Source organism: Vibrio splendidus, assembly GCF_024347615.1.
GTDB classification, from domain to species: domain Bacteria; phylum Pseudomonadota; class Gammaproteobacteria; order Enterobacterales; family Vibrionaceae; genus Vibrio; species Vibrio splendidus.
The window spans coordinates 2,593,701-2,616,179 of record NZ_AP025508.1 but is presented as its reverse complement, the minus strand read 5'-3'; the positions used below and the strand labels follow the sequence as shown (position 1 = coordinate 2,616,179).

20 protein-coding genes, 1 pseudogene and 1 riboswitch are annotated in these 22,479 nt (G+C 42.9%); of the genes and pseudogenes, 10 read left to right on the top strand and 11 right to left on the bottom strand.

The window, feature by feature from the left end:
* Positions 1-65 precede the first annotated feature (65 nt).
* Entirely contained in the window at positions 66-287 is a 222-nt protein-coding gene (gene cspD, locus OCU90_RS11635) for a cold shock domain-containing protein CspD (RefSeq protein ID WP_004736548.1), read from the bottom strand.
* 586 nt (positions 288-873) lie between these two features.
* Between cspD and clpS the strand changes: the two genes are divergently transcribed.
* Together clpS and clpA are read left to right on the top strand one after the other, a co-directional pair.
* A complete protein-coding gene (gene clpS, locus OCU90_RS11630; protein WP_004736549.1) occupies positions 874-1,194 on the top strand; it encodes an ATP-dependent Clp protease adapter ClpS in 321 nt (106 codons plus the stop codon).
* Between the two features lie 39 nt (positions 1,195-1,233).
* Positions 1,234-3,507, top strand: a complete 2,274-nt coding sequence (gene clpA, locus OCU90_RS11625; RefSeq protein WP_061021828.1) for an ATP-dependent Clp protease ATP-binding subunit ClpA — start codon at positions 1,234-1,236, stop codon at positions 3,505-3,507.
* Between the two features lie 389 nt (positions 3,508-3,896).
* Here clpA and infA read toward each other — a convergent pair whose 3' ends face one another.
* The 3 genes from infA to aat all read right to left on the bottom strand — a co-directional run bounded on the left by infA (position 3,897) and on the right by aat (position 5,605).
* Positions 3,897-4,115, bottom strand: a complete 219-nt coding sequence (gene infA / locus OCU90_RS11620; protein ID WP_001040192.1) for a translation initiation factor IF-1 — start codon at positions 4,113-4,115, stop codon at positions 3,897-3,899.
* A gap of 81 nt (positions 4,116-4,196) precedes the next feature.
* Entirely contained in the window at positions 4,197-4,895 is a 699-nt protein-coding gene (locus tag OCU90_RS11615; RefSeq protein ID WP_004736551.1) for an arginyltransferase, read from the bottom strand.
* Complete coding sequence (gene aat, locus OCU90_RS11610; protein ID WP_061021827.1) at positions 4,892-5,605, bottom strand: leucyl/phenylalanyl-tRNA--protein transferase; 714 nt, start codon at positions 5,603-5,605, stop codon at positions 4,892-4,894. The genes OCU90_RS11615 and aat overlap by 4 nt, the downstream gene beginning before the upstream one ends.
* A 53-nt stretch (positions 5,606-5,658) precedes the next feature.
* Between aat and OCU90_RS11605 the strand changes: the two genes are divergently transcribed.
* Entirely contained in the window at positions 5,659-6,114 is a 456-nt protein-coding gene (locus OCU90_RS11605) for an outer membrane lipoprotein (protein WP_004736438.1), read from the top strand.
* Between the two features lie 162 nt (positions 6,115-6,276).
* Complete coding sequence (aroA, locus tag OCU90_RS11600; RefSeq protein ID WP_061021825.1) at positions 6,277-7,566, top strand: 3-phosphoshikimate 1-carboxyvinyltransferase; 1,290 nt, start codon at positions 6,277-6,279, stop codon at positions 7,564-7,566.
* Between the two features lie 53 nt (positions 7,567-7,619).
* Here aroA and OCU90_RS11595 read toward each other — a convergent pair whose 3' ends face one another.
* A complete protein-coding gene (locus OCU90_RS11595) occupies positions 7,620-7,865 on the bottom strand; it encodes a YciN family protein (RefSeq protein WP_004736440.1) in 246 nt (81 codons plus the stop codon).
* A gap of 439 nt (positions 7,866-8,304) precedes the next feature.
* On the opposite strand from OCU90_RS11595, the gene topA reads away from it, so the two are divergent.
* From topA to OCU90_RS11575, 4 genes are all read left to right on the top strand, one after another.
* On the top strand, positions 8,305-10,935 hold the full coding sequence (gene topA, locus OCU90_RS11590; RefSeq protein ID WP_061021822.1) for a type I DNA topoisomerase: 2,631 nt from the start codon (positions 8,305-8,307) through the stop codon (positions 10,933-10,935).
* A gap of 537 nt (positions 10,936-11,472) precedes the next feature.
* Positions 11,473-12,690 carry a glucose-1-phosphate adenylyltransferase gene (glgC, locus tag OCU90_RS11585; protein ID WP_017078163.1) on the top strand — a complete coding sequence of 406 codons (1,218 nt, stop codon included), beginning with the start codon at positions 11,473-11,475 and terminating at the stop codon, positions 12,688-12,690.
* Positions 12,680-14,134, top strand: coding sequence for a glycogen synthase GlgA (gene glgA, locus OCU90_RS11580; RefSeq protein ID WP_061021820.1), 1,455 nt, complete (start codon positions 12,680-12,682; stop codon positions 14,132-14,134). The genes glgC and glgA overlap by 11 nt, the downstream gene beginning before the upstream one ends.
* 285 nt (positions 14,135-14,419) lie before the next feature.
* Positions 14,420-15,217 (top strand): alpha/beta fold hydrolase, encoded by a 798-nt coding sequence (locus OCU90_RS11575; protein ID WP_061021819.1) that lies wholly within the window; start codon positions 14,420-14,422, stop codon positions 15,215-15,217.
* Between the two features lie 122 nt (positions 15,218-15,339).
* On the opposite strand, the gene OCU90_RS11570 is transcribed toward OCU90_RS11575, so the two are convergent.
* From OCU90_RS11570 to torD, 5 genes are all read right to left on the bottom strand, one after another.
* Positions 15,340-15,657 carry a putative signal transducing protein gene (locus OCU90_RS11570; RefSeq protein WP_061021817.1) on the bottom strand — a complete coding sequence of 106 codons (318 nt, stop codon included), beginning with the start codon at positions 15,655-15,657 and terminating at the stop codon, positions 15,340-15,342.
* A gap of 70 nt (positions 15,658-15,727) precedes the next feature.
* Positions 15,728-16,408: a TVP38/TMEM64 family protein gene (locus tag OCU90_RS11565; RefSeq protein WP_061021815.1), complete on the bottom strand. Its 681-nt coding sequence runs from the start codon at positions 16,406-16,408 to the stop codon at positions 15,728-15,730.
* 134 nt (positions 16,409-16,542) lie between these two features.
* Positions 16,543-17,133, bottom strand: a complete 591-nt coding sequence (locus OCU90_RS11560) for a TfoX/Sxy family DNA transformation protein (protein ID WP_004736448.1) — start codon at positions 17,131-17,133, stop codon at positions 16,543-16,545.
* A 127-nt stretch (positions 17,134-17,260) separates the two neighbouring features.
* Positions 17,261-17,346, bottom strand: a riboswitch (cyclic di-GMP riboswitch).
* 170 nt (positions 17,347-17,516) lie between these two features.
* A complete protein-coding gene (gene purR / locus OCU90_RS11555; protein ID WP_017078168.1) occupies positions 17,517-18,521 on the bottom strand; it encodes an HTH-type transcriptional repressor PurR in 1,005 nt (334 codons plus the stop codon).
* Between the two features lie 316 nt (positions 18,522-18,837).
* On the bottom strand, positions 18,838-19,485 hold the full coding sequence (torD, locus tag OCU90_RS11550; RefSeq protein WP_017093386.1) for a molecular chaperone TorD: 648 nt from the start codon (positions 19,483-19,485) through the stop codon (positions 18,838-18,840).
* Between the two features lie 285 nt (positions 19,486-19,770).
* On the opposite strand from torD, the gene torR reads away from it, so the two are divergent.
* Positions 19,771-20,484, top strand: coding sequence for a two-component system response regulator TorR (gene torR, locus OCU90_RS11545; RefSeq protein WP_004736453.1), 714 nt, complete (start codon positions 19,771-19,773; stop codon positions 20,482-20,484).
* Positions 20,485-20,710: 226 nt separating this feature from the next.
* On the opposite strand, the pseudogene elyC reads toward torR, so the two are convergent.
* Positions 20,711-21,565: pseudogene (gene elyC / locus OCU90_RS11540) on the bottom strand (envelope biogenesis factor ElyC).
* A 115-nt stretch (positions 21,566-21,680) separates the two neighbouring features.
* Here elyC and cmoM point away from each other — a divergent pair.
* Positions 21,681-22,466: a tRNA uridine 5-oxyacetic acid(34) methyltransferase CmoM gene (cmoM, locus tag OCU90_RS11535; RefSeq protein ID WP_061021812.1), complete on the top strand. Its 786-nt coding sequence runs from the start codon at positions 21,681-21,683 to the stop codon at positions 22,464-22,466.
* Positions 22,467-22,479 lie beyond the last annotated feature (13 nt).

Sequence of the window (22,479 nt, the reverse complement as noted above, 5' to 3'; positions counted from 1 at the left end):
CAATATTCTGCTTACCTGTCAGCCGTAATTACGACTGATGGAGGTCAACATGATTTGGCCATCGCCTATTTAGCGGCGCTGCCTTCTACAGGAACAACAGAGCTAGCGTGCGAGCCTTTAGGTCCACTTTCTACTTCATAGTCGACCTGCTGACCTGCCTTTAAGGTTCGATAACCTTCCATCTGTATTGTGGAGTAGTGCGCGAAAATATCGCCGTCTTCACCTTCTGGACAAATAAAGCCAAACCCTTTGGCATTGTTAAACCATTTTACTGTACCTGTAGCCATGCTATACATCCCTCATGCATTTTGTTACTAACGTTGTTATATCAATTGTTGTAAGTGCGATTGATATCATTCCTACCAACTAAAGAATTTCAGCTGATAGCTTGAATCTCATACATTGCTTACGGAAATTAACGCTACCCTGCGTAATTATTCCTTATTGTTCATTCTTAACGCGTATTACTCGATTTTGAATCTTGTTATAAAGTTGTATCAGAAAAACCTTTTAGCTCCAATGTAGCTAATGATTGAGCGCAGTCAATAGTAAATTGGTATAAAAGTGATCAATTTTAATAACAAATCACATTCGAGATTAACTGCAAACTATTAACTAAATAGTAACTTAGCGGTAATCTTATCGTTAGCATCAATAGTTATGGTGTCTTTTTAATCAATCACATATGTTAATCCTGTTAATAGAGATCTTTTATTTGCAGCGATGGAAATGGTGGATTAGGCTCAGTATAGAGGAATATTTTTTGGTACTGTTTCTCGGTGCAGTTTCTTAGTACACCGTAATGCGTGAATGTGGTAAATTTGAATGACGTAACACTCACGACTTCCGAAAAATAACTCTTAGCAAAGCGATATGAGCAGAAACTTTGAATGGGCATCTCCAGGCTCAGATTTACTGGAGAAAGAAGAGACAAAAGTAAAGCCACCGGCGATGTATAACGTTGTATTGAATAACGATGACTACACGCCTATGGACTTTGTAATCGAGATCCTAGAGCGATTCTTCTCACTAGATATCGAACAAGCAACGGAAGTGATGCTCAAGGTTCATTATGAAGGTAAAGCTATATGCGGCACATACAGTGCTGAAATAGCGGAAACAAAGGTAGCGCAAGTAAAGATGTACTCAAAGGAAAATGAGCATCCGCTACTATGTACAATGGAGCAAGTATAAATTGCTCGAACAACACTGTTGTTCCCTTAGGAGGTACTTATGCTAAATAAAGAATTAGAGACGAGTTTAAATGGTGCATTTGCTCGTGCGCGAGACAAGCGACATGAATTCATGACTGTCGAACACCTCCTACTAGCATTATTAGAAAATGATGCGGCCAAGGAAGCGCTCCAAGCTTGTCAGGCTGATCTCGATGCTCTTCGCAATGAGCTCGATATTTTTATCGATCAAACAACCCCACTTATCCCAGAAAGTGACGAGACTCGTGAGACTCAGCCTACGTTGAGCTTCCAACGAGTACTTCAACGCGCTGTTTTTCATGTTCAGTCTTCAGGTCGTAGCGAAGTTACAGGTGCAAATGTACTTGTGGCTATTTTCAGTGAGCAAGAATCTCACGCGGCATATTTACTCAAGAAAAACGACATTAGTCGCTTAGATATTGTTAACTTTATTTCTCATGGCATTACCAAAGCCAGTAACGAAGGTGATAGTTCATCACCGTCTGATTCATTTGGTGGTGCAGAGAATGCGGAAGAAGCTAACTCTGAAGATCGTTTAGAAAATTTTGCAACTAACCTTAACGAAGTAGCGAAACAAGGGAATATTGACCCGCTTATCGGGCGTGATAAAGAGCTCGAGCGTACGGTTCAAGTTCTATGTCGTCGTCGTAAAAACAACCCTTTGTTAGTGGGTGAAGCGGGTGTGGGTAAGACCGCAATCGCTGAAGGTCTTGCATGGCGTATTGTTGAAGGTCAAGTACCTGAAATCATTCAGAGTAGTGTGATTTATTCTTTAGATATTGGTTCACTTCTAGCTGGGACCAAATACCGTGGTGACTTTGAGAAACGTTTTAAAGCGATTCTTAAGCAACTAGAGAAAGAAGAAGACGCAATCCTATTCATTGATGAGATCCACACCATTATTGGTGCAGGTGCAGCATCGGGTGGTCAGGTTGATGCGGCAAACTTAATTAAGCCACTACTAAGCAGCGGTAAATTACGTTGCATCGGCTCAACGACATACCAAGAGTACAGCAGCATTTTTGAGAAGGAGCGTGCTTTAGCTCGTCGCTTCCAGAAAATTGATATTATTGAACCATCGTTAGATGACACAACCAAGATTCTGATCGGTTTGAAACCAAAATACGAAGCTCATCACGAAGTGCGTTACACCAACAAAGCGTTGCGTGCCGCTGTGGAGTTGTCAGCTAAATACATTAATGAACGTCACCTTCCAGATAAGGCAATTGACGTGATTGATGAAGCTGGCGCTCGTAGTCGTCTGGCACCAGCAAGCCGTCGTAAGAAAACGGTAAGTGTGGCTGATATTGAGTCAATGGTCGCGAAAATGGCTCGTATTCCTGAGAAGTCAGTATCATCTTCAGACAAAGATACGTTACAGAAACTGGATGACCGCATGAAAATGTTGGTATTCGGACAAGACCCAGCGATCGATGTATTGAGTGAAGCGATTAAGCTGACTCGTGCAGGGTTGGGTGCAGACAATAAACCTGTTGGTTCATTCCTATTCGCTGGTCCTACTGGTGTAGGTAAAACAGAGGTGACTGTACAGCTGTCTAAGTTGATGGGTATTGAACTGTTGCGCTTTGACATGTCTGAGTACGGTGAGCGTCACTCTGTGAGCCGTTTGATCGGTGCTCCTCCTGGTTATGTTGGTTATGACCAAGGTGGTCTACTCACTGATGCTGTAATCAAGAATCCACACTCTGTTGTGTTACTTGATGAGATAGAGAAGGCTCACCCAGATATCTTTAACTTGCTACTACAGGTGATGGACAACGGTACGCTAACTGACAACAATGGTCGTAAAGCGGATTTCCGTAACGTGATTCTAGTGATGACGACCAATGCTGGTGTCGCTGAAACTGAGAAGAAATCGATCGGTTTGATCCAACAAGATCATGCGCCAGACGCGATGGGTGAAATCAAAAAGGTATTTACACCTGAGTTCCGTAACCGTCTTGATAATGTCATTTGGTTCAACAGCCTTGATCCAAGTGTGATTAACCAAGTTGTCGACAAGTTCATTGTTGAGCTTCAGGTTCAACTGGACGCTCGAGGCGTGTCTTTAGAAGTTTCTGAGGATGCTCGTCATTGGTTAGCTGAAAGAGGTTATGACAAGACTATGGGTGCGCGTCCTATGGGACGAGTGATTCAAGAGAAGCTTAAAAAGCCTCTTGCTAATGAGTTGCTGTTTGGTCGTTTGGTTGACGGCGGTACGGTTAAAGTATCCCTGATTAAAGACGACCTAGATTTCATCTATGTTGGTGCTAAAGAAGAGGTTATGCATTAAGCCTATTTCTTAACTGCTTAAGCTGTTGCTGACTGCTTATTGAGAGCGCGGTACAGCTAATCACGATAATAAACGCATGACTTCGGTTGTGCGTTTTTTTTAGTTATAGAGTAGCTGAAACAAAGAGAAAGCTGTGGATTGGGGTTGTGGCACTGTTTGACCATAAACCGTTTATGCTGGCTAACCTGCGCATATACAAACAGCGATTGGTGACACTGTTATTGGTGATACAGTTATTAGGGAAAAGTGTATTGCAGGGGAATGTTACGAGAGACTGAAGGTATTGTTGGGGCTCTTGGAGAGCTAACCAGGTGTTTCTTTAGTATTTGTTTGGTCGATAAAAAACGGAGCATCAAGCTCCGCTTCTTATCGTATTCGGTAATTAAAAATTAACGAGCACGGAAGACGATGCGGCCTTTAGAAAGGTCGTATGGAGTCATCTCAACAGTTACTTTATCACCAGTAAGAATACGGATGTAGTTTTTACGCATTTTACCAGAGATGTGTGCTGTCACTACGTGACCGTTTTCAAGCTCAACACGGAACATCGTGTTTGGTAGAGTATCAAGGACAGTGCCTTGCATCTCGATTACGTCTTCTTTAGCCATCTAATCCTCTTTCGAAATTTGGCGGTTTTCAACGGCTTGATTGTGCCGTTAAAATCAAAATATGTAAAGTTGTCGCGTATTCTACCCTTGCCACCGCTGATTTACTAGCCTTTGATGACGTTGAAATCGTACTTTATAGTTCATCGCAGGACATTCATCGATTTGATAACCCAAATATAACCACTGTTTCTGTTCTTTCTGGGCGTGCTGGATTTGAAACAGAACACCTAGTGTTCCCATAGAGATGTCGATATCAGGATCGAAGAAGGTATAAAATGCGCTTGTGCAGTGAGACATCACATCAGTGACGGCGATGCCGACTAACTGGCTATCATCATAGATGTGCATGAACTTTGTGGCAAGCCATTCATTTTTAGAGAATTGTAGAAACTCTTCTTTTTTGGGGGGATACATGGTTCCGGAACGGTGACGAGCGGTTATATAGCGACTATATAAGTCAAACCAGTTGTCATCCATCTCGTCTTTCAATTCCCAACGTAGTGATTTGGCTTTGTTGAGGATTCGTCGTTGGCTTTTGGAAAACTTGACCTCGGGAATCGAGAGGCGAATAGCTTGGCACGCAGAGCAATTATCGCAATGTGGCTTATAAATGGTCGCTCCACTGCGGCGAAATCCGTTGGCGAGCAGGACTTCATAATTATCTGAAGTATGCATGTGCTCATCAAGCGTGACCGCCACTCTTTCTTGAAGATGTGGCAGGTAGCTGCAAGCATGGTTATCGGTCAATCCAATTCTGATTTGTTGTAAATCTGAACTCATGAAGGCGTTCCCTTTAGCCATTGTGATTTAAAACATCCATCGCTAAGTTGATTTTCTTTAAGTATTTTCAAAGCACTAAGGAACTCATCTCTTTCTACTTCGATAGCGCCCAAGGATTCCAAATGAGGGTTCATGACTTGGCAATCGATGAGCTTTCCTCCGAATCGTGTAAAGTGTTCACAAAAATACCACAGTGCAATTTTAGAGGCATTGGTCTTCAGACTAAACATCGATTCACCACAAAAGACTTGGCCTCTTTGTAAACCGTAAAGTCCGCCGATAAGCTCGTCTCCTTGCCAAACCTCAACGGAGTGGCAGAAGCCTAATGAAGAAAGTTCGCGGTACGCTGACTGCATGTCACCGTTTAGCCAAGTTTCTTCTTCGGGTCTTAGCGAGGAGCAGTAGCCAATCACTTTGTCTGTCGCTTGGTTGATGCTGACACGGTAATTATGCTTTCTTTGAAACTTTTTAAGACTTTTTGACGGTTCGAATGTCTTAGGATTAAATACCGCTCGTGGTGCTGGGCTCCACCAAAGTATAGGCTCCCCTGGGCCGTACCATGGAAATATACCTTGGCTATAAGCGTTTAAAATTCGCATGGGTGACAAATCACCACCGAAGGCGAGCAGACCGTTAGGTTCATCAAGCGCGTCGAAAGGCGAAGGAAACTCTATACTAGTAGTATCAAGTTCGGTTAGGTATATAGTCATAAGTACCGCGTTACAGATTAATCACTGACCAAGAGGTCTTTAGGAGTTTTACCATGAAAAAGTTGCTTTGGATTTTACTTGTTTTACCCATGTTGGCAAATGCAGCTTACAACAGAAACCAAGCTCGACCAGTCAATGAGGTCGTTTATGGTGAGATTGATACGGTCAGATACATTACCCAACAAGAGATCGTAGAGTCGAAAGCGAATGGTTGGGAAACCTTGTTAGGAGCGGCTATTGGTGGCTTGATAGGTAATCAATTTGGTGGAGGTACCGGCAAAGAAGTCGCAACGGCCGTCGGTGCTGTGGCGGGCGCCGGGATTGCTCGCAATCGAGGTAACACACAATACAAAGTGGAATATAAGCTCGTCGAGTTATTGGTCAAAACTAAAGATGATAAGTTGGTTAACATCATTCAAGACGTCGATAACTCGATGTTGTTTAACCGAGGTGATGATGTGCGAATTCTCTATTTTTCAGATGGCGTTCGAGTTGATCTCGTGTACTAGTATGTAAATGTGTTTGGTTGGCTAATTAATCGCCTTTATCGAGGGGATTAGCTCTGGAGTTCGTTGGAAAAGTTCGTTAGTCTGCAAGTACGAAGAATTATTCATCACCCGAAAATAAATACGCGCCAGTGACTTCGGGTGGTACAAGGACTATAAGATTTAATGGAAAGCCTTACGTTACAACCAATTCAAAAAGTGAGCGGGGAAGTTAATCTACCTGGCTCAAAAAGTGTTTCCAACCGTGCACTTCTTTTGGCTGCACTTTCAACGGGAACCACGCGCCTAACAAACTTACTAGACAGTGATGATATTCGCCATATGCTGAATGCTTTGACGCAATTAGGTGTTGATTATCAGCTGTCTGCAGACAAAACCGTCTGTGAAGTGACGGGTGTGGGTGGTGCATTCTCAAGTGACAAAGCCCTAGAGCTTTTCTTAGGCAATGCGGGTACGGCGATGCGCCCGCTGGCTGCTGCACTTTGTTTGGGGCGTGGTGAATATGTTCTGACTGGCGAGCCTCGCATGAAAGAGCGACCAATCGGTCACTTAGTGACTGCACTGCAAGAAGCCGGCGCCGACGTTGAATACCTAGAAAACGAAAATTACCCACCATTGAAGATCACGGGTACTGGTCTTAAAAGCGGTACGGTTTCAATCGATGGTTCTATCTCTAGCCAATTCTTGACGGCATTTTTGATGGCTGCGCCTTTAGCTGAAGGTGAGGTAACAATCAAAATTGAGGGTGAATTGGTCTCTAAACCTTACATCGATATCACGCTACACATTATGAAACAATTTGGTGTGGATGTGATCAACAACGATTACCAAGAGTTCGTAATTCCGACTGGGCAATCTTACTCAGCACCGGGTGATTTCTTGGTTGAGGGTGATGCATCATCTGCGTCATACTTCCTTGCAGCCGCAGCGATTAAAGGCGGTGAGATTAAAGTAACGGGTATTGGTAAAAACAGTATCCAAGGTGATATCCAATTCGCTGATGCGCTTGAAAAAATGGGTGCTGAAATTGAATGGGGTGACGACTACGTTATCTCTCGTTGTGGTGAGCTGAAAGGCATTGATATGGATTACAACCATATCCCAGACGCAGCGATGACTATCGCAACGACAGCTTTGTTTGCTAAAGGTACAACGGCAATCCGTAATGTTTACAACTGGCGTGTGAAAGAGACCGACCGCTTAGCGGCGATGGCGACAGAGCTTCGTAAAGTTGGCGCAGAGGTCGAAGAGGGTGAAGATTACATCATCGTTAACCCTGTTGCTCAACTGACACATGCGGCGATCGATACCTATGATGATCACCGTATGGCGATGTGTTTCTCGCTGGTGGCGTTGAGTGATACACCTGTGACAATTAATGATCCAGGTTGTACTTCAAAGACTTTCCCTGACTACTTCGACAAGCTGAAAATGCTGAGTCAATACAAATGCTAAGCATATAACGGTCCAGGAAGTAAAAAAGCTTGCCTAAATGGCAAGCTTTTTTGTTATTGCTGAAGCGTAAATTCTTTTGAAAGATGGTGCGCTAAGTATTTAAACATGTTAAATACTGCGGTTGTATTCTCTGTCGGCATTCCATTGCTGTCTAAGAAGTATTCACCTTTGAAGATGAGGACATCGTCTTTTTCTACTACGCTGTTTGCGCGCATGCCTTCAATGTAGTCATCATGTGATTGGATAATTTGGTTTGCGATCAGCAGTAAATCAAATTCTGCTATTACTTTCTTTGTCATGAGTTTATCTCTGATAACCGAATATAACGTTGAGTTTATGGTGTCGAACTAGAAATTCAATGATTTCACAACCGATTAAGAGAGTCTTTTCAAACATCCACAATTTATTTTGTGATTTACGGCAAAAATAATTGAATGGGGCTCGCGTTAGATTCGCGGACAAGCTTAGTATGAGCCCGTTTAGACGTAATGCCTGATGAATAGGCTCTTGCAAGTATTCTTAGTGAGTACTTTATAGCTTCTTTATATTGTGCCCCTTTTCTCTATGAGTCGTCGAATTGTCGAGCGATCAGATCCAATTTTGAAAAAAGCGGTTGATCTTCTAGTAATCTCGCACAATAGTAAAAAAAGAAGCAATGAATTTAGAATATCATGCGTAAAAGCCCACAAGCTAAATTGTTGGTGCTGAAGCATCGTGATTAAGGACGTTAGAGTCAATATGGGTAAATCGCTCGTTATAGTGGAGTCGCCAGCCAAGGCTAAAACTATCAATAAATATCTTGGCAAAGACTTTGTCGTTAAGTCGAGTGTAGGTCACGTACGTGATTTACCAACGGCGGGTCAAAGTACTGGTCAAAAGGCTGCTGCAGTTTCAACCAAGGGTATGAGCCCAGAAGATAAAGCTCGTATCAAGAAAGAAAAAGATCGCAAAGCTCTCATTAAAAAGATGGGTATCAACCCATATCAAGAGTGGGAAGCGAACTACCAAATTTTACCTGGTAAAGAAAAAGTTGTTGCTGAATTGCAAAAACTGGCTGAGAACGCAGACCATGTTTATCTCGCAACCGATTTGGACCGCGAAGGAGAAGCTATCGCATGGCACCTTCGTGAGATCATCGGTGGTGATGAAACGCGATACAAGCGAGTGGTTTTTAACGAAATTACCAAAAATGCTATCCAACAAGCTTTTGAAACTCCAGGTGAGCTAAACATTGATGGCGTAAACGCACAACAAGCACGACGTTTTATGGACCGTGTTGTTGGCTTTATGGTGTCGCCACTGCTTTGGAAGAAAGTAGCACGAGGCCTATCCGCTGGCCGTGTTCAATCAGTCGCTGTAAAACTACTGGTTGAGCGCGAGCGCGAGATCAACGCTTTTATCCCCGAAGAGTTCTGGGATGTGCATGCTGATACCAAAACAGCAGAGAAAACAGATTTCAGACTGCAAGTCGCTCAGAAAGACGGTGTTGCGTTTAAACCCGATAATGAAGCGCAAACACAAGCTGCAGTTAGCGTTTTAGAAAAAGCTCAATACGAAGTATGTAAACGTGAAGACCGCCCAACTAAGAGTAAGCCGTCTGCACCTTACATCACGTCTACGCTGCAACAAGCGGCGAGTACGCGTCTTGGTTACGGCGTGAAGAAAACTATGATGTTGGCTCAACGTTTGTATGAAGCGGGTTACATCACTTATATGCGTACTGACTCAACCAACTTGAGTTCAGAAGCTGTAGAAGCCGCTCGTGAATACATTGGCTCTGAGTACGGCGCGCAGTATCTTCCACCTAAAGCACTTGTATACGGCAGCAAAGAGGGCGCTCAAGAGGCCCACGAAGCGATTCGTCCTTCAAGTGTGGATGTAAAGTCGGAAGACCTAAACGGCGTAGACGCAGACGCACACAAGCTATATTCACTGATTTGGAATCAATTCGTTGCTTGTCAAATGACACCTGCGCAATACGATTCAACGACAGTAAGCGTTAAAGCGGATGAGTACACGTTAAAAGCGAAAGGCCGTATTCTTAAGTTTGACGGTTGGACTCGCGTTCAACGTCCAATGGGCAAAAATGAAGATACTATTCTTCCTGCTGTACAGGTTGGTGAAAAGCTAGACTTAATCGCACTCGACCCTAAACAGCACTTCACTAAGCCACCAGCACGTTTCACTGAAGCTGCGCTAGTTAAAGAGCTTGAGAAGCGCGGTATTGGTCGTCCTTCAACTTACGCATCAATCATCTCGACGATTCAAGATCGCGGCTATGTAAAAGTTGAACAGCGCCGTTTCTATGCTGAGAAGATGGGTGAAATTGTTACTGACCGTCTAGATGGCAGTTTCAATGATCTAATGAACTATGACTTTACTGCTCGTATGGAGCAGAAGTTAGACCAAATTGCAGAAGGCGAAGCAAGCTGGAAAGGCGTGCTAGATAACTTCTTCGAAGACTTTACTGGCGATTTGGAAAAAGCGGATTTAGACGAAGACGCTGGTGGCATGAAGCCAAATCATATCGTAGAAACCGATATTGAGTGTCCAACTTGTAGCCGTAAAATGGGTATTCGTACAGCTTCGACAGGCGTATTCCTAGGTTGTTCTGGTTATGCACTTCCACCAAAAGAGCGTTGTAAGACAACAATCAACCTTGGTGATGAAGAAGGTATTATCAACGTTCTTGAAGAAGACGTTGAAACAGCAGCACTTCGAGCGAAAAAGCGTTGTCCTATTTGTGAAACGGCAATGGATGCTTATCTGATTGATGATAAGCGTAAGATGCACGTGTGTGGTAACAACCCTAACTGTGAAGGTTATGTGGTTGAACATGGCGAATTCAAAGTCAAAGGCTACGATGGTCCACTTGTTGAGTGTGACAAATGTGGTTCTGACATGGTTCTGAAGAACGGTCGTTTCGGTAAATACATGGACTGTACGAGTGAAGATTGTAAGAACACTCGTAAGATTCTGAGAAATGGCGAAGTAGCGCCACCTAAAGAAGACCCAGTGCATTTTCCTGAACTTCCATGTGAAAACTCAGATGCGTACTTCGTACTTCGTGACGGTGCTTCTGGTCTATTTATGGCAGCGAGCAACTTTCCTAAATCACGTGAAACACGTGCGCCATTAGTGGAAGAGCTGGTGCGTTTTAAAGACCGTATTTCACCTAAATTCCAATATCTGACATCAGCACCAGTTGCTGATCCTGATGGCAAGCCGACAGTCGTTCGTTTTAGTCGTAAGACAAAAGAGAACTACGTTCGTACTGAAGCGGATGGTAAACCATCTGGTTGGACTGCTTTGTACATCGATGGTAAGTGGGAAGTTACGGATAAACGTAAAAAGCCTAAAGAGAAGTAACTGAACGTTATTTGAAGAAAAAACAGCCATTAGGCTGTTTTTTTTTGACCAAAATACGACTAATTATGCAACTGGTTGATTTGGTGTGTCGATTGCGAGAATTTATTAAATTCACAGGGCGAAATAAATGGAGGTGATTAATTATATCTTCTTATGCAACTTTAACGAGAATGTAACTTAATTCAAATATTGTAACTCAAAGATCAGTGTTTAGTTGTATACCTGATGTGTGACGGGTGTTAATGTAATGTTTCGCCCGAACGGTGTAGTGTGAGCTGCTTTAAGTCTTAGGAAAGCAATCAGCTTACATAGCACAGAATGGCGTATTAAAAATTGAAATCGACCGAAAAGTCGATAACGTATATAAAACCAAGTGCAAAGAATAGTGCACGCATAACAACGTTTGGCTTAGGATATTGTCACTGTATGTGAATGAATATTCGTTAAGTACCGAAATAAGTGTTAGTGCTCATCCCCCAGAGGAAGACACCTCTACGAGTACTGACATCGACAAGCTATAGATATATGGAGAATAAAATGGCTGGTGTATTGGGAATGATTCTTGCTGGTGGTGAAGGCTCTCGCTTAAGACCTTTGACTGAATCTCGCAGCAAACCCTCGGTTCCTTTCGGTGGTAGTTACCGCTTAATTGATTTCGCTTTGAACAACTTCGTTAATGCTGATCTTATGAAGATCTACGTATTAACACAATTTAAGTCACAATCTCTGTTCCACCACATGAAAAAAGGTTGGAATATCAGTGGCATCACAGATCGTTTTATCGACCCAATTCCTGCGCAAATGCGTAAAGGAAAGCGTTGGTATGAAGGCACAGCAGATGCTATCTACCAAAATATGGGTTTTATGGAGCTGGAAGAACCTGATCAAGTCTGTATTTTTGGTTCTGACCATATCTATAAAATGGACATCAAACAAATGCTTGATTTCCATAAAGAAAAGAAAGCAGCATTAACCGTTTCTGCACTGCGTATGCCGCTTGCTGAAGCATCAGAATTCGGTGTTATCGAGGTTGATGCTGAAGGCCGCATGATTGGCTTTGAAGAGAAGCCTGCAAATCCTAAGTCGATTCCGGGAGACCCAGAGTCAGCGCTCGTTTCAATGGGCAACTACGTGTTTGAAGCGAAAGAACTTTTTGCTGAACTAACGGAAGATGCAGATAAACCTGAATCTTCACATGACTTTGGGAAAGACATTATTCCAAACATGTTCCCACGCGGTGATGTGTTTGTTTATGATTTCAGCACCAACCGCATTACTGGTGAGAAAGAAGAAGTTTACTGGCGCGATGTAGGTACGATTGATGCGTACTGGCAAGCACATATGGACCTTCTTAAGAAAGATGCACCATTCTCGCTATACAACCGTAAATGGCCTCTACACACTTACTATCCGCCACTACCACCAGCTACATTTACTGACTCGGCTAATGGTCGAATTCAGATCATTGATAGCCTTGTGTGTAGCGGTAGTTACGTACGTGGTTCGCGTATTGAAAAGAGTGTATTAGGCTTCCGAAGCAATATCGCATCAGCGTGTGATATTAGTGAGAGTATTTTATTAGGTGATGTGAAGGTGGGCGAGGGTTGTATACTTCGTCGCGTTATCATTGATAAAGATGCAGACATCGCACCAGGCACTCAAATTGGTGTAAACCTGACAGAAGACAAAAAGCATTACCACGTATCTGACGATGGTGTAGTTGTTATTTCTAAAGGAGCACGAGTTGGTTACTAAAACTCTCTCGGTACTTTTTGTAGCGTCTGAAGTTGAAGGCTTGATTAAAAGTGGTGGCTTGGCTGATGTAGCCAAGGCACTGCCGAAAGCGTTACAAACACTCGAACAGGACGTTCGAGTGACTATCCCCGCGTATAGAAACATTCCAAACATTGATGCAGCCGAAGTCATTTTATCGACCGAGCTCGATCATTGGCCTCATACCGCTTACCAAGTCAAAAAACTGAGTGTAGAAGGTGTTCAAGTTTTTGGTATCGAATGTGCCAAATATTTCGACCGTCCAGAAATGTACGCAGAAAATAATCAAGCTTACGCAGATAACGGAGAGCGTTTCTCGTTCTTCAGTGCAGCCTGCCTTGATATGCTTCCTAAGCTTGCCTTCCAACCTGATATCATTCATGCAAATGACTGGCATACAGGCTTTGTTCCTTTTTTGCTTAAGTCACGTTATCAACAACATGATTTCTTTGAAAATACGCGCAGTGTTATCTCAATTCACAACGCAGTTTTCAAAGGTGTGTTCGCATACGATGAACTGCAATTTCTACCAGAAATGCATAGCTACAATGTGCCTGAAGCTTCAGTGAGTGACACGCATGTCACAATGCTGAGAGCCGGCGTGATGTGTGCTGATAAGGTGAACGCAGTCAGTCCAACGTATGCCGAGGAGCTGAAAACGGAATTAGGCAGTCACGGTATGGCAGCAGAATTCCAGTACAGATCCGCGGATCTTTTTGGCATTTTGAATGGTTGTGATTACGGAGCTTGGAACCCGGAAACGGACGCTTTCCTTCCTCGTAAATTCAAAGCGACAAAGCACAGCATGGTTCGTGGGAAGTCAGCTTGTAAGCAAAAACTGCAGCAAGATGTTGGACTCCCCGTCACCGATTGTGCGGTTTATGGCATGGTTTGTCGTTTGACTAATCAGAAAGGTGTTCATTACTTACTGCCTATCATCGAACAGTTTTTGAAAAACGATCTTCAGATCGTGATTGTCGGTACTGGTGATCCAGTTTTAGCGAGTCAGCTGAAAGAGCTGTCGGCACTTCACTCAGATAAGTTCTCGTTTGTAGAAGCGTATAATAATGAGCTTGCGCACTTAGTTGAAGCGGGTTCTGATTTCTTCTTGATGCCTTCGGAGTTCGAACCTTGTGGCTTAAACCAAATCTACAGCATGGCTTACGGTACGTTACCGATTGTTCGCTCTGTGGGCGGTTTAAAAGACAGTGTGAATGATTACGATCAGGATCCCGAGATAGCGACCGGCTTTGCTTTTGAAGAGCCAACACCGCAAGCGTTACTGGCAGTATTGCATCGTTCATTACTACTTTATGCACAAAACCCCGCTGAAATTAAGCGTGTTCAACTTTACGCGATGCAACAAGATTTTAGTTGGGAAGATGCGGCAAAAGAATATCTTACGATGTACCATTCTGCATTTTAACGTGCTGAATTAGCTGTAAAATAAGCTGATGTATAACAACTGAACTTAATAGTAGAAGGCGCTCTGATAGTAGAGTGCCTTTTTGTTTTCTGGTCAGATCACATCACGTTTAGGAAGAGAAAACTTGCAAACTCATTTTAGTCAGGTAGAAAAGGTGGGGTAGGTATTCACATGGCTAATGTTAGGTTTGACACTATTATCACTTAAATTTCTTGATTGCGTGATATCCTTAGCCATCGCCTTGTGATGAGGCAGAGCTCCATTCCAATAATTAAAGCGATAGGTATGTCTGAGAGTTTACTATTTCATAAAACATTTACTCACCCTACGAGCGATGAGTGGGTTGTATTTGTGCATGGCGCAGGAGGCAGTTCCTCCATTTGGTTTAAGCAGATCAAAGCGTATAAACAGCACTTCAACTTGCTTCTCATTGATTTGAGAGGGCATGGTAAATCAGACAACATCCTCAAAGAGTTGATTTCGAATCGTTATACGTTCAAAGCGGTAACGCTCGATATTCTTAAGGTGTTAGACCATCTAAAAATCCGTTCTGCACACTTTGTAGGCATGTCTTTGGGCACGATTATTGTCCGTAATGTCGCAGAGCTAGCGGCTGGCCGAGTACGTTCAATGGTACTGGGTGGTGCCGTGACCAAACTCAACACTCGCTCTCAAGTCTTAATCAAGCTGGGTAACCTCAGCAAGCACATCATTCCTTACATGTGGTTATACAGCCTTTTCGCTTACGTTGTGATGCCACAAAAAAGCCAAAAAGAATCACGTAACCTGTTTATCCGCGAAGCCAAAAAGCTGTGCCAAAAAGAGTTTAAACGCTGGTTTATCCTTACGGCTGATGTGAACCCATTGATGAAGTACTTCAAAGACCGAGAGTTGCCGATTCCAACTTTGTATTTGATGGGCGAGCGCGACTACATGTTCATCAAGCCAGTAAAAGAAATGGTAGAAGCGCATAAGTCGAGTGAGTTGGTAGAAATTGCCAACTGTGGGCATGTGTGCAACGTAGAAAACCCTGAAGAATTCAATCAACGATCTATCGCTTTTATTCAAAAGCAAATTCAGTGATTCTTTAGCAGAACAGATGCTCGAATAGAATTGAAACAAAAACGGGAAGCTAATTTTAGCTTCCCGTTTTTATTTGGAGGAGGTATCTGACCGAATCGTTCTATAAGGTCACTGAAACCTTACTATTCAGGTGAAGCAGCACCGCACTGCCAGCAAGAGCCGAATTGCGCTTCGTTGACTTCATGACACTCACCACAACGCCACTCTTCATAGATGATCGAATCTTGCTGTTTCTGGTAGTCATTAACAACTGCCCGGGCTTTGCTCGCCAATTCTAGCTCATATAACCATACGTAAGGGTCAGTTTCTTCAGTGAATGGGATTTCCCCTTTCAATCCGAACAACCCTTCACCACGGACTTCACAGGCAATATTCTCGCTTTCTAACAATCCACAGATGATATGAGCTTCTGTCGGATTCGATGCACTGAAGATTTTCATTGAGATAGAACCTTATCTGGCTATATGCGTTATTTAGCTATTATAAGTATACGTTATTCAGTTATATACGTTATTCAGCCACAGGTGCTGAGCGAAATTTATTCATCAACCATTTAGCAATGATTGGGAATACACCCAGTAAGGCAAATGACAATAGTACTGAAGGGGACACGATACCCGAAAGTGAATCAATTTCCGCGAGTTGAGTACCAGCATTCAAGAAAACAGCAGTACCCGGTAACATCCCTATTTGACTCGTAATGTAGTAACGACTCACTGACATCGGTGTTAGACCCATCAACAGATTGATAAGGAAAAACGGGAAGACAGGAATCAGACGCAGAGAAAATAAGTAAAATGCTCCGTCTTTTTCAACGCCCTTGTTAATCGTTGCTAATTTGTCACCAAACTTGGTTTGAATCCAGTCACGTAACAGATAACGGCTACTTAAGAATGCTAAGGTCGCACCGATCGCACTCGCGAAAGATACCAGCAGCAAGCTGTTCCAGAAGCCAAATAGCGCGGCCCCTAATAGGGTCACAACAGCGGCACCAGGAATGGAGAAAGCAGTAATCATTATATACGCGACAAAATAGATAGCAGCGGCAGCAATGAAGTTGCTATCAATGTAGTCATTTAAAACGGCTTGTTGGGCCTTGGCATTTTCAAGCGTTAGGTATTGGCCGAAATTGACGCCTAACAAGACGATGGTTACGACCAACACAATACCCAATATCATTTTCTTACTCATTGATACTTCCTCCAAATTTTCAATGTATACCATTAGTATAGATAGACAGGCAAAGCATAGATTAACTTTCAGCAGATATAAAAAAAGCCGCAGTAAATGCGGCTTAGTTATATAGATAATTTGCACTGACAATGTTAATTGACGCGATTGATAAGCTCTTCACGACGCTGCTGCGGTATAACAGACCAATGTGTGCCATTGATCGCGCCTTCTAACGCCCAAAGTAGTTCAATACTGACAGAAGACGCATGTGATTCTTTGATGGCGTTAAATGCGTTTACAGAGCCAGATTCATATAAACGTTCTACGGAATCGATCCCTGCTTTTTTCAACATACGCTCAGTGGCGAGTCGAAGGTTGGGCAGATCTTTGAGTCGAGTAGGCTTAGCTGAAGATTGCTCAGCTTTTTCTTCTTTAGCAAAACCCAGAGACGTCGTTGCAAGCTGCAAGATTTTCTCTTGGTCTTGCCACAGGCCTTCAGGTAAAGCGAAATATTTAGTAACGACAGGGAAACCACGTTTTTTGTAGACGTACGGTTGAAACCCTTGTTGTTCGAACTGTTTCGTTGTGCATTTGTCTGCTCGTATGTGCAACTGGTCATTTACAACCAGAGCAAACATAGTGTCATCAGCAAAAAGACCGAAGCCACCAAACATCGAGCGTGATTTTATTTTTCCTAGGGATTCAAATAATTTCATTGAATCCTTTAGTATCGGTTTATCCATGTTATTTATCTCGGTGTATTTGAACTACGCCACCAAATAAGCAGGTCCGAGAGATTAGCAAAATGTTGCAATTAAATTGTCAATTAGCCGTAAATTACTAAATTATTAGTAGTTACTGCATTTTGCCATCGGTAACCCCGCTACCATACCAACGAGTGGTTTAGGCCGGAAGCTTTGCGTCTCACTCTTTCAAGTGATTTGCCCTGTGCGTGACTGATTGAATAGAATAAAGTTTTTGTTGAATGAGGCTCACACTTGTTATTTCAAAATGTGATATTGCTTCAATTAATGATCTTTCCAGTATGATACCAGGTTCATTCATGTTGTTGATAAAAAAAGCGCACCTAAAGGTGCGCTTAATTATATTAAACTGAATTTATCAATTAATTTAACGTTTTAACTGTGCTTCGCTCAACAATTTCAGGATGCATTTCGAACACACGCTTTTCATGGTCTTTATCTTTAATGCGTTCTAACAAAATTTCGAAAGCGTTCTTACCAACACGACGTTTGGGTTGGTGAACCGTTGTTAACGGCGGAGAGAAGTATTCAGCCAGCTCGATGTTGTCATAGCCGATCACTGAAATATCTTCAGGGATACGAATTCCTTTCTCTTGCAGTCTGCTCATTAGGCCGAGTGCCATCGTGTCGTTAAAACAGAATACGGCCGTTGGGCGATCTACCATCTTAATGATTTTCTCTGCCGCAAGAACCGCAGTATCACACTCGAAGTTACCTTCAATGATCATGTTATCATCGGCAGCAATCTTAGCTTCGTTGAGTGCGCGTTTGTAACCCGCGATGCGTTCAACACATGCCGCTTTGTCTAAGTGGCCACTTAAACAAGCAATCTTGGAGTGACCGTGATCAATGAGGTATTTGGTCGCTAGGTAACCACCTTCTTCAGAGTTGTCGATGATCTTATCTGCTTGAGAACTCTCAGGGCCCCAATCCATAATCACTTTAGGAATGTCAGCGTGACGGTCTAACATGCCTCTCAGCTCTTCAGTTAGGTCAGAACACATAACTAAGATGCCATCTACACGTTTCTCTGCAAGCATTCGAATGTAGTCACGTTGCTTCTCATAGATACCGCCCGTATTACACAGGATCAAAGTGTAACCTTGACGGTAGCAGTAGCTTTCAACACCATCGATAACTTCAGAGAAGAATAGGTTAGTTGATTGAGTAACTAGCATGCCGATAGTGCGGGTTGTATTGCACTTCAAACTACGAGCAACGGCACTTGGTGCATAGTTCAGTTCGTCTACGGCTTTATTTACTTTTTCTTGCGTCGCTTCTGCAACAAAGCGAGTTTTGTTGATTACGTGAGAAACGGTTGTTGTTGATACGCCTGCTAAGCGAGCGACATCTTTTATAGTGGCCATGGTTTTATCCTATTAGAAGCTACTTTCCCAAAGTACGGAATGAAGTAGCCGTTAAGCTACCTAACTAAGAGCTTAAATTTGTAGGGCTCTTTGGGTACTAAAGTGCTAAAAAACAAAAAACCGCTATTGAGCGGCTTGTCTTAACACCGAAATGCTCAAAACTATAATAAGCATAGCATTTCGTGAATGTTTCATATTTTATCGTTTGCGGTCACAATTTTAGACTGACTAGAAATTACTCGCAATAAAATTCACCCGGAAATCCGGGTGAATTGTCACATTCTTCTGAATTTATTTAACGAGTCATCCAATAAGCTTATTCACCAGCGAGGTATTGTGTGTCCAATTTGCAGAATGCAAGTAACAGAGATGAGACTGATGCGTAGAAACCGAATTCGTCAACGTCATGACATTTAACGTTGAACTTTGGTACCCAAGTAAGAAGTTGTTGCTCGATAAATTGCTGTTGAACAATGAACGATTTTTCTAGCTCTTCTTCAAGCTCAGTTTCATTAGAACGGATGATCAAGTTGCCAAGGAAGTCGAGTTCGATAGCGATGTGGTCAGCTGGTTCTTTTAGGTCTTGGTTCACCACTAAGTTGTGCTTAGCCATGATCTCTTCCATATCTTTTGCTGGCTTATCATTCAAAAGGCCAGTCTCACCGATATACATAGAAGCGTAAGGAAGTGCGCCATGCTTATCTGTTTTTAAGAATAAGTCACAGAAGTCAGCAGACAATTCTAGTTGAGCATCTTCACGCGTTTGTAGGCGGTTTAGCGCATCCACTAGGCTATCGATCGCTGGCTTTAGTGTTTCATTTTCGCCTAAACCAGTTAGGAAAGAACGAATTTCAACAGAGTGGTAGTGATCGAGTTCTTCTTGAGTGAGCTCTTTAGCGAATAAGCTTGATAGCCACCAGTATATTTCTGCTCTTTGCTCGTTGAACGCTTTCGTATCTTTCATTTCTTAGATCCTGATTTAGTCTTGTGGTGTTACTTATATGCATCTTGAAGTCACTAGTGCATAAGCACACCAAGGCTGAATAACAAGGTTATTTGCGAAACGCAAAGTTACTCGTTAGTAGTAATGCCTATATTGAATTGCGATGGACGATAAATAGCAAGGTTTAAGATTGTCTTGTATCAAAAAAGATCCATGTTTCTGGCTTTTATCTTGTGTACCACTAGAATTGTTACGAGTTATGAATAGAATAGTCACTGAAACTATTAAATAAGAAAAGTGGTGTAGATGAGCTATCACGTATTAGTCGTAGAAGATGATGTGGTAACCCGCAGTAAACTGGTCGGATACTTCCAGAACGAAGGTTACACAGTAAGCGAAGCAGAAAGCGGCGCTCAAATGAGAAACGTGTTAGAAGAAAACAACGTTGACCTCATTATGCTGGACATCAACTTACCAGGCGAAGATGGATTGATGCTAACTCGCGAATTACGCAGTCAATCAGACATTGGAATTATTTTAGTTACTGGACGCACGGATAGCATCGACAAAATCGTTGGCCTTGAAATGGGCGCTGACGATTACGTTACTAAACCCTTCGAACTTCGCGAGTTATTGGTTCGAGTTAAAAACCTACTTTGGCGCATTTCTGCCGCTCGTAAAACAGCAGCAGGTAAGGTTGAAGAGACTGAAGACGAATCTGTGGTTCGTTTTGGTGAGTGGACGTTTGATATCCCTCGTCGTGCGCTAAGCAAAAACGGCGAACCGGTAAAACTGACTAAAGCTGAATATGAACTGTTGGTTGCGCTCTCTTCTTATCCTAACCAGGTATTAAGTCGTGAACGCATTCTGAATATGATCAGTCACCGAGTGGATGCTCCAAACGATCGAACTATCGATGTGTTAATCCGTCGTATGCGTGCGAAGATGGAGTTTGACCCTAAGAATCCACAAATTTTTGTAACGGTTCACGGTGAAGGTTACATGTTCGCTGGTGATTGATTTCCTGCGGGAGTGATTAATCAACAACGATATTTAAACGTAAAAAGCCGAGACATCATTGATGTCTCGGCTTTTTTATTGCTTAGCTTCTAGTGTTTACGAACTGGAAACCTGCAAATTACTTGGTTAATCAGTCTTGCCTATCTGGCCGAATCTACAGATAAGACTATGTCTACAGGTAAGATTATGTCTACTGATAAAATTCAGTTTACTGATTCGGTTGAGTTTATTGAGGCTGAGCCGCAGAAATACCACCGTCATCTTCAACTAAGCGAGATGTTTCAGGAACAACAATGGGTTCTTCAACGGTGTCATTGCTTGTATCAAGCCAATCACGCAGGCTTTGCCACATCAACCCCATTGTTTCGTGCTAGTAACGCTCAGTTTGCTCAAGGTAAAGAGCTTTAGGCATGTACTTATTCCAAGGTTCAACAATCCCTTCTTGTGCAAGGTAATTGGTTGGGGCTGGTAATGGCTTCATGCCAGCTGCATGGAATTCATTCAATGCGCGAGTCATATGGCTAGCGGAAGTTACCAGTACCATTCTTTTATTTTTAACGAACGCAGCGGCTTGTCGGGCTTCTTCCCATGTGTCTTTCGCTGTTTCAAGCAGAATGATATCGGGCTTTGCGACACCTAGAGCCAACGCAACTTTGGCCATCATTCTAGCATTGCTCACCTCAGTGCCTGCGCCATAGCCAGACAAAATGAGTTTTGCACCAGGGTAAAGGCGTAGAATACGAATCCCTTCACTTAAACGCATTAGACCGGTGCGACTAAGCTCTGATGTTGGTGGGATTTGGTCGTCTACGACGTGACCACTTCCGAGAACCATCACGTAATCGACGGTTTCATCGACAGGTAAAAAAGCGGTGTGTTGCCTTTCCATTGGCATTAAAAGTTGACTAGAAACTGGCTGGAAAGCGATTAGGAAAATACCACATAGGGCTGAAAGGGTGATTAGGCAACCCGTCTTCCTTTTGGTAGTAAACATCACTAGGGCTAAACCCAGAAAAGCGAGAATTAACATTGCTGGCAGTGGCATCAATAGCGAGGACACTACTTTTTTCAGCTCAAACATATCCGAATAGTCCGAAAAAACATCACTTAGTAGTAAAAAGAGATATCGCCTCTTTATTCCTGAAATTCCTGTGACAGAATAGCAGGCACGATAGGACATAATAACTCAAGTAGCCGTGACTGAAGACCGTAATTTCGACGATATTGCCCACAAATTTGCAAAAAATATTTACGGCTCTGACAAAGGAGAGATCCGTCAGATCATCGTATGGGAAGATTTAGAACAAGCTTTGAGCAAATTTGAGCAATCAGCTTCGCCGCTGCATGTGCTTGATGCTGGAGGCGGCCTTGCGCAGATGTCGCAAAAAATTGCGTCGCTTGGGCATAACGTTTCTCTTTGTGACCTATCTTCTGAAATGCTGAAGCTAGCAGAAGAAAGTATCAGTGAAGCGGGTTTGCTAGAGCAGTATCGGTTTATTCATTCTCCGGTCCAAAAAGTAGCAGGGCACCTTGAAGGCCAAGTTGATTTTGTGATGTTTCATGCCGTAATGGAATGGCTCGCAGATCCTAAAGAGGCGCTTGATTTATTACTGGAACAAGTAAAACCCGGTGGCGTTGCTTCGATAATGTTTTACAACCACCACGGATTAGTCCTGAAAAATGTGATTTGTGGCAACATTCCTCATGTATTGAATGGGATGCCACATCGAAAACGGTTTAAGCTGCAACCACAAAAAGGCTTGAAGCCAGAAGAGGTTTACCAATGGATAGAAGACGCCGGTCTAGAAATCTGTGGTAAATCAGGCATTCGTTCTTTCAGTGACTACATAGGTAATATGGAGTACATGGGCGATTACCAATTTGAAGATGTATTGGAACTAGAAAAACAGCTATGCCGCCAAGAGCCATATCTGTCACTAGGCCGTTATATTCACGTTTGGGCTCAAAAACCTGCGCAATAGCAGCGGTGAATGT

Excerpts from the sequence above, each read along its gene's own strand:
- clpS (WP_004736549.1), top strand. The coding sequence starts at position 874 with ATGAGCAGAAACTTTGAATGGGCATCTCCAGGCTCAGATTTACTGGAG.
- torR (WP_004736453.1), top strand. The coding sequence starts at position 19,771 with ATGAGCTATCACGTATTAGTCGTAGAAGATGATGTGGTAACCCGCAGT.
- clpA (WP_061021828.1), top strand. The coding sequence starts at position 1,234 with ATGCTAAATAAAGAATTAGAGACGAGTTTAAATGGTGCATTTGCTCGT.
- OCU90_RS11615 (WP_004736551.1), bottom strand. The coding sequence starts at position 4,895 with ATGAGTTCAGATTTACAACAAATCAGAATTGGATTGACCGATAACCAT.
- OCU90_RS11575 (WP_061021819.1), top strand. The coding sequence starts at position 14,420 with ATGTCTGAGAGTTTACTATTTCATAAAACATTTACTCACCCTACGAGC.
- OCU90_RS11595 (WP_004736440.1), bottom strand. The coding sequence starts at position 7,865 with ATGACAAAGAAAGTAATAGCAGAATTTGATTTACTGCTGATCGCAAAC.
- aat (WP_061021827.1), bottom strand. The coding sequence starts at position 5,605 with ATGACTATATACCTAACCGAACTTGATACTACTAGTATAGAGTTTCCT.
- glgC (WP_017078163.1), top strand. The coding sequence starts at position 11,473 with ATGGCTGGTGTATTGGGAATGATTCTTGCTGGTGGTGAAGGCTCTCGC.
- purR (WP_017078168.1), bottom strand. The coding sequence starts at position 18,521 with ATGGCCACTATAAAAGATGTCGCTCGCTTAGCAGGCGTATCAACAACA.
- cspD (WP_004736548.1), bottom strand. The coding sequence starts at position 287 with ATGGCTACAGGTACAGTAAAATGGTTTAACAATGCCAAAGGGTTTGGC.
- aroA (WP_061021825.1), top strand. The coding sequence starts at position 6,277 with ATGGAAAGCCTTACGTTACAACCAATTCAAAAAGTGAGCGGGGAAGTT.
- OCU90_RS11565 (WP_061021815.1), bottom strand. The coding sequence starts at position 16,408 with ATGAGTAAGAAAATGATATTGGGTATTGTGTTGGTCGTAACCATCGTC.
- torD (WP_017093386.1), bottom strand. The coding sequence starts at position 19,485 with ATGAAAGATACGAAAGCGTTCAACGAGCAAAGAGCAGAAATATACTGG.
- OCU90_RS11560 (WP_004736448.1), bottom strand. The coding sequence starts at position 17,133 with ATGGATAAACCGATACTAAAGGATTCAATGAAATTATTTGAATCCCTA.
- infA (WP_001040192.1), bottom strand. The coding sequence starts at position 4,115 with ATGGCTAAAGAAGACGTAATCGAGATGCAAGGCACTGTCCTTGATACT.
- OCU90_RS11570 (WP_061021817.1), bottom strand. The coding sequence starts at position 15,657 with ATGAAAATCTTCAGTGCATCGAATCCGACAGAAGCTCATATCATCTGT.
- topA (WP_061021822.1), top strand. The coding sequence starts at position 8,305 with ATGGGTAAATCGCTCGTTATAGTGGAGTCGCCAGCCAAGGCTAAAACT.
- OCU90_RS11605 (WP_004736438.1), top strand. The coding sequence starts at position 5,659 with ATGAAAAAGTTGCTTTGGATTTTACTTGTTTTACCCATGTTGGCAAAT.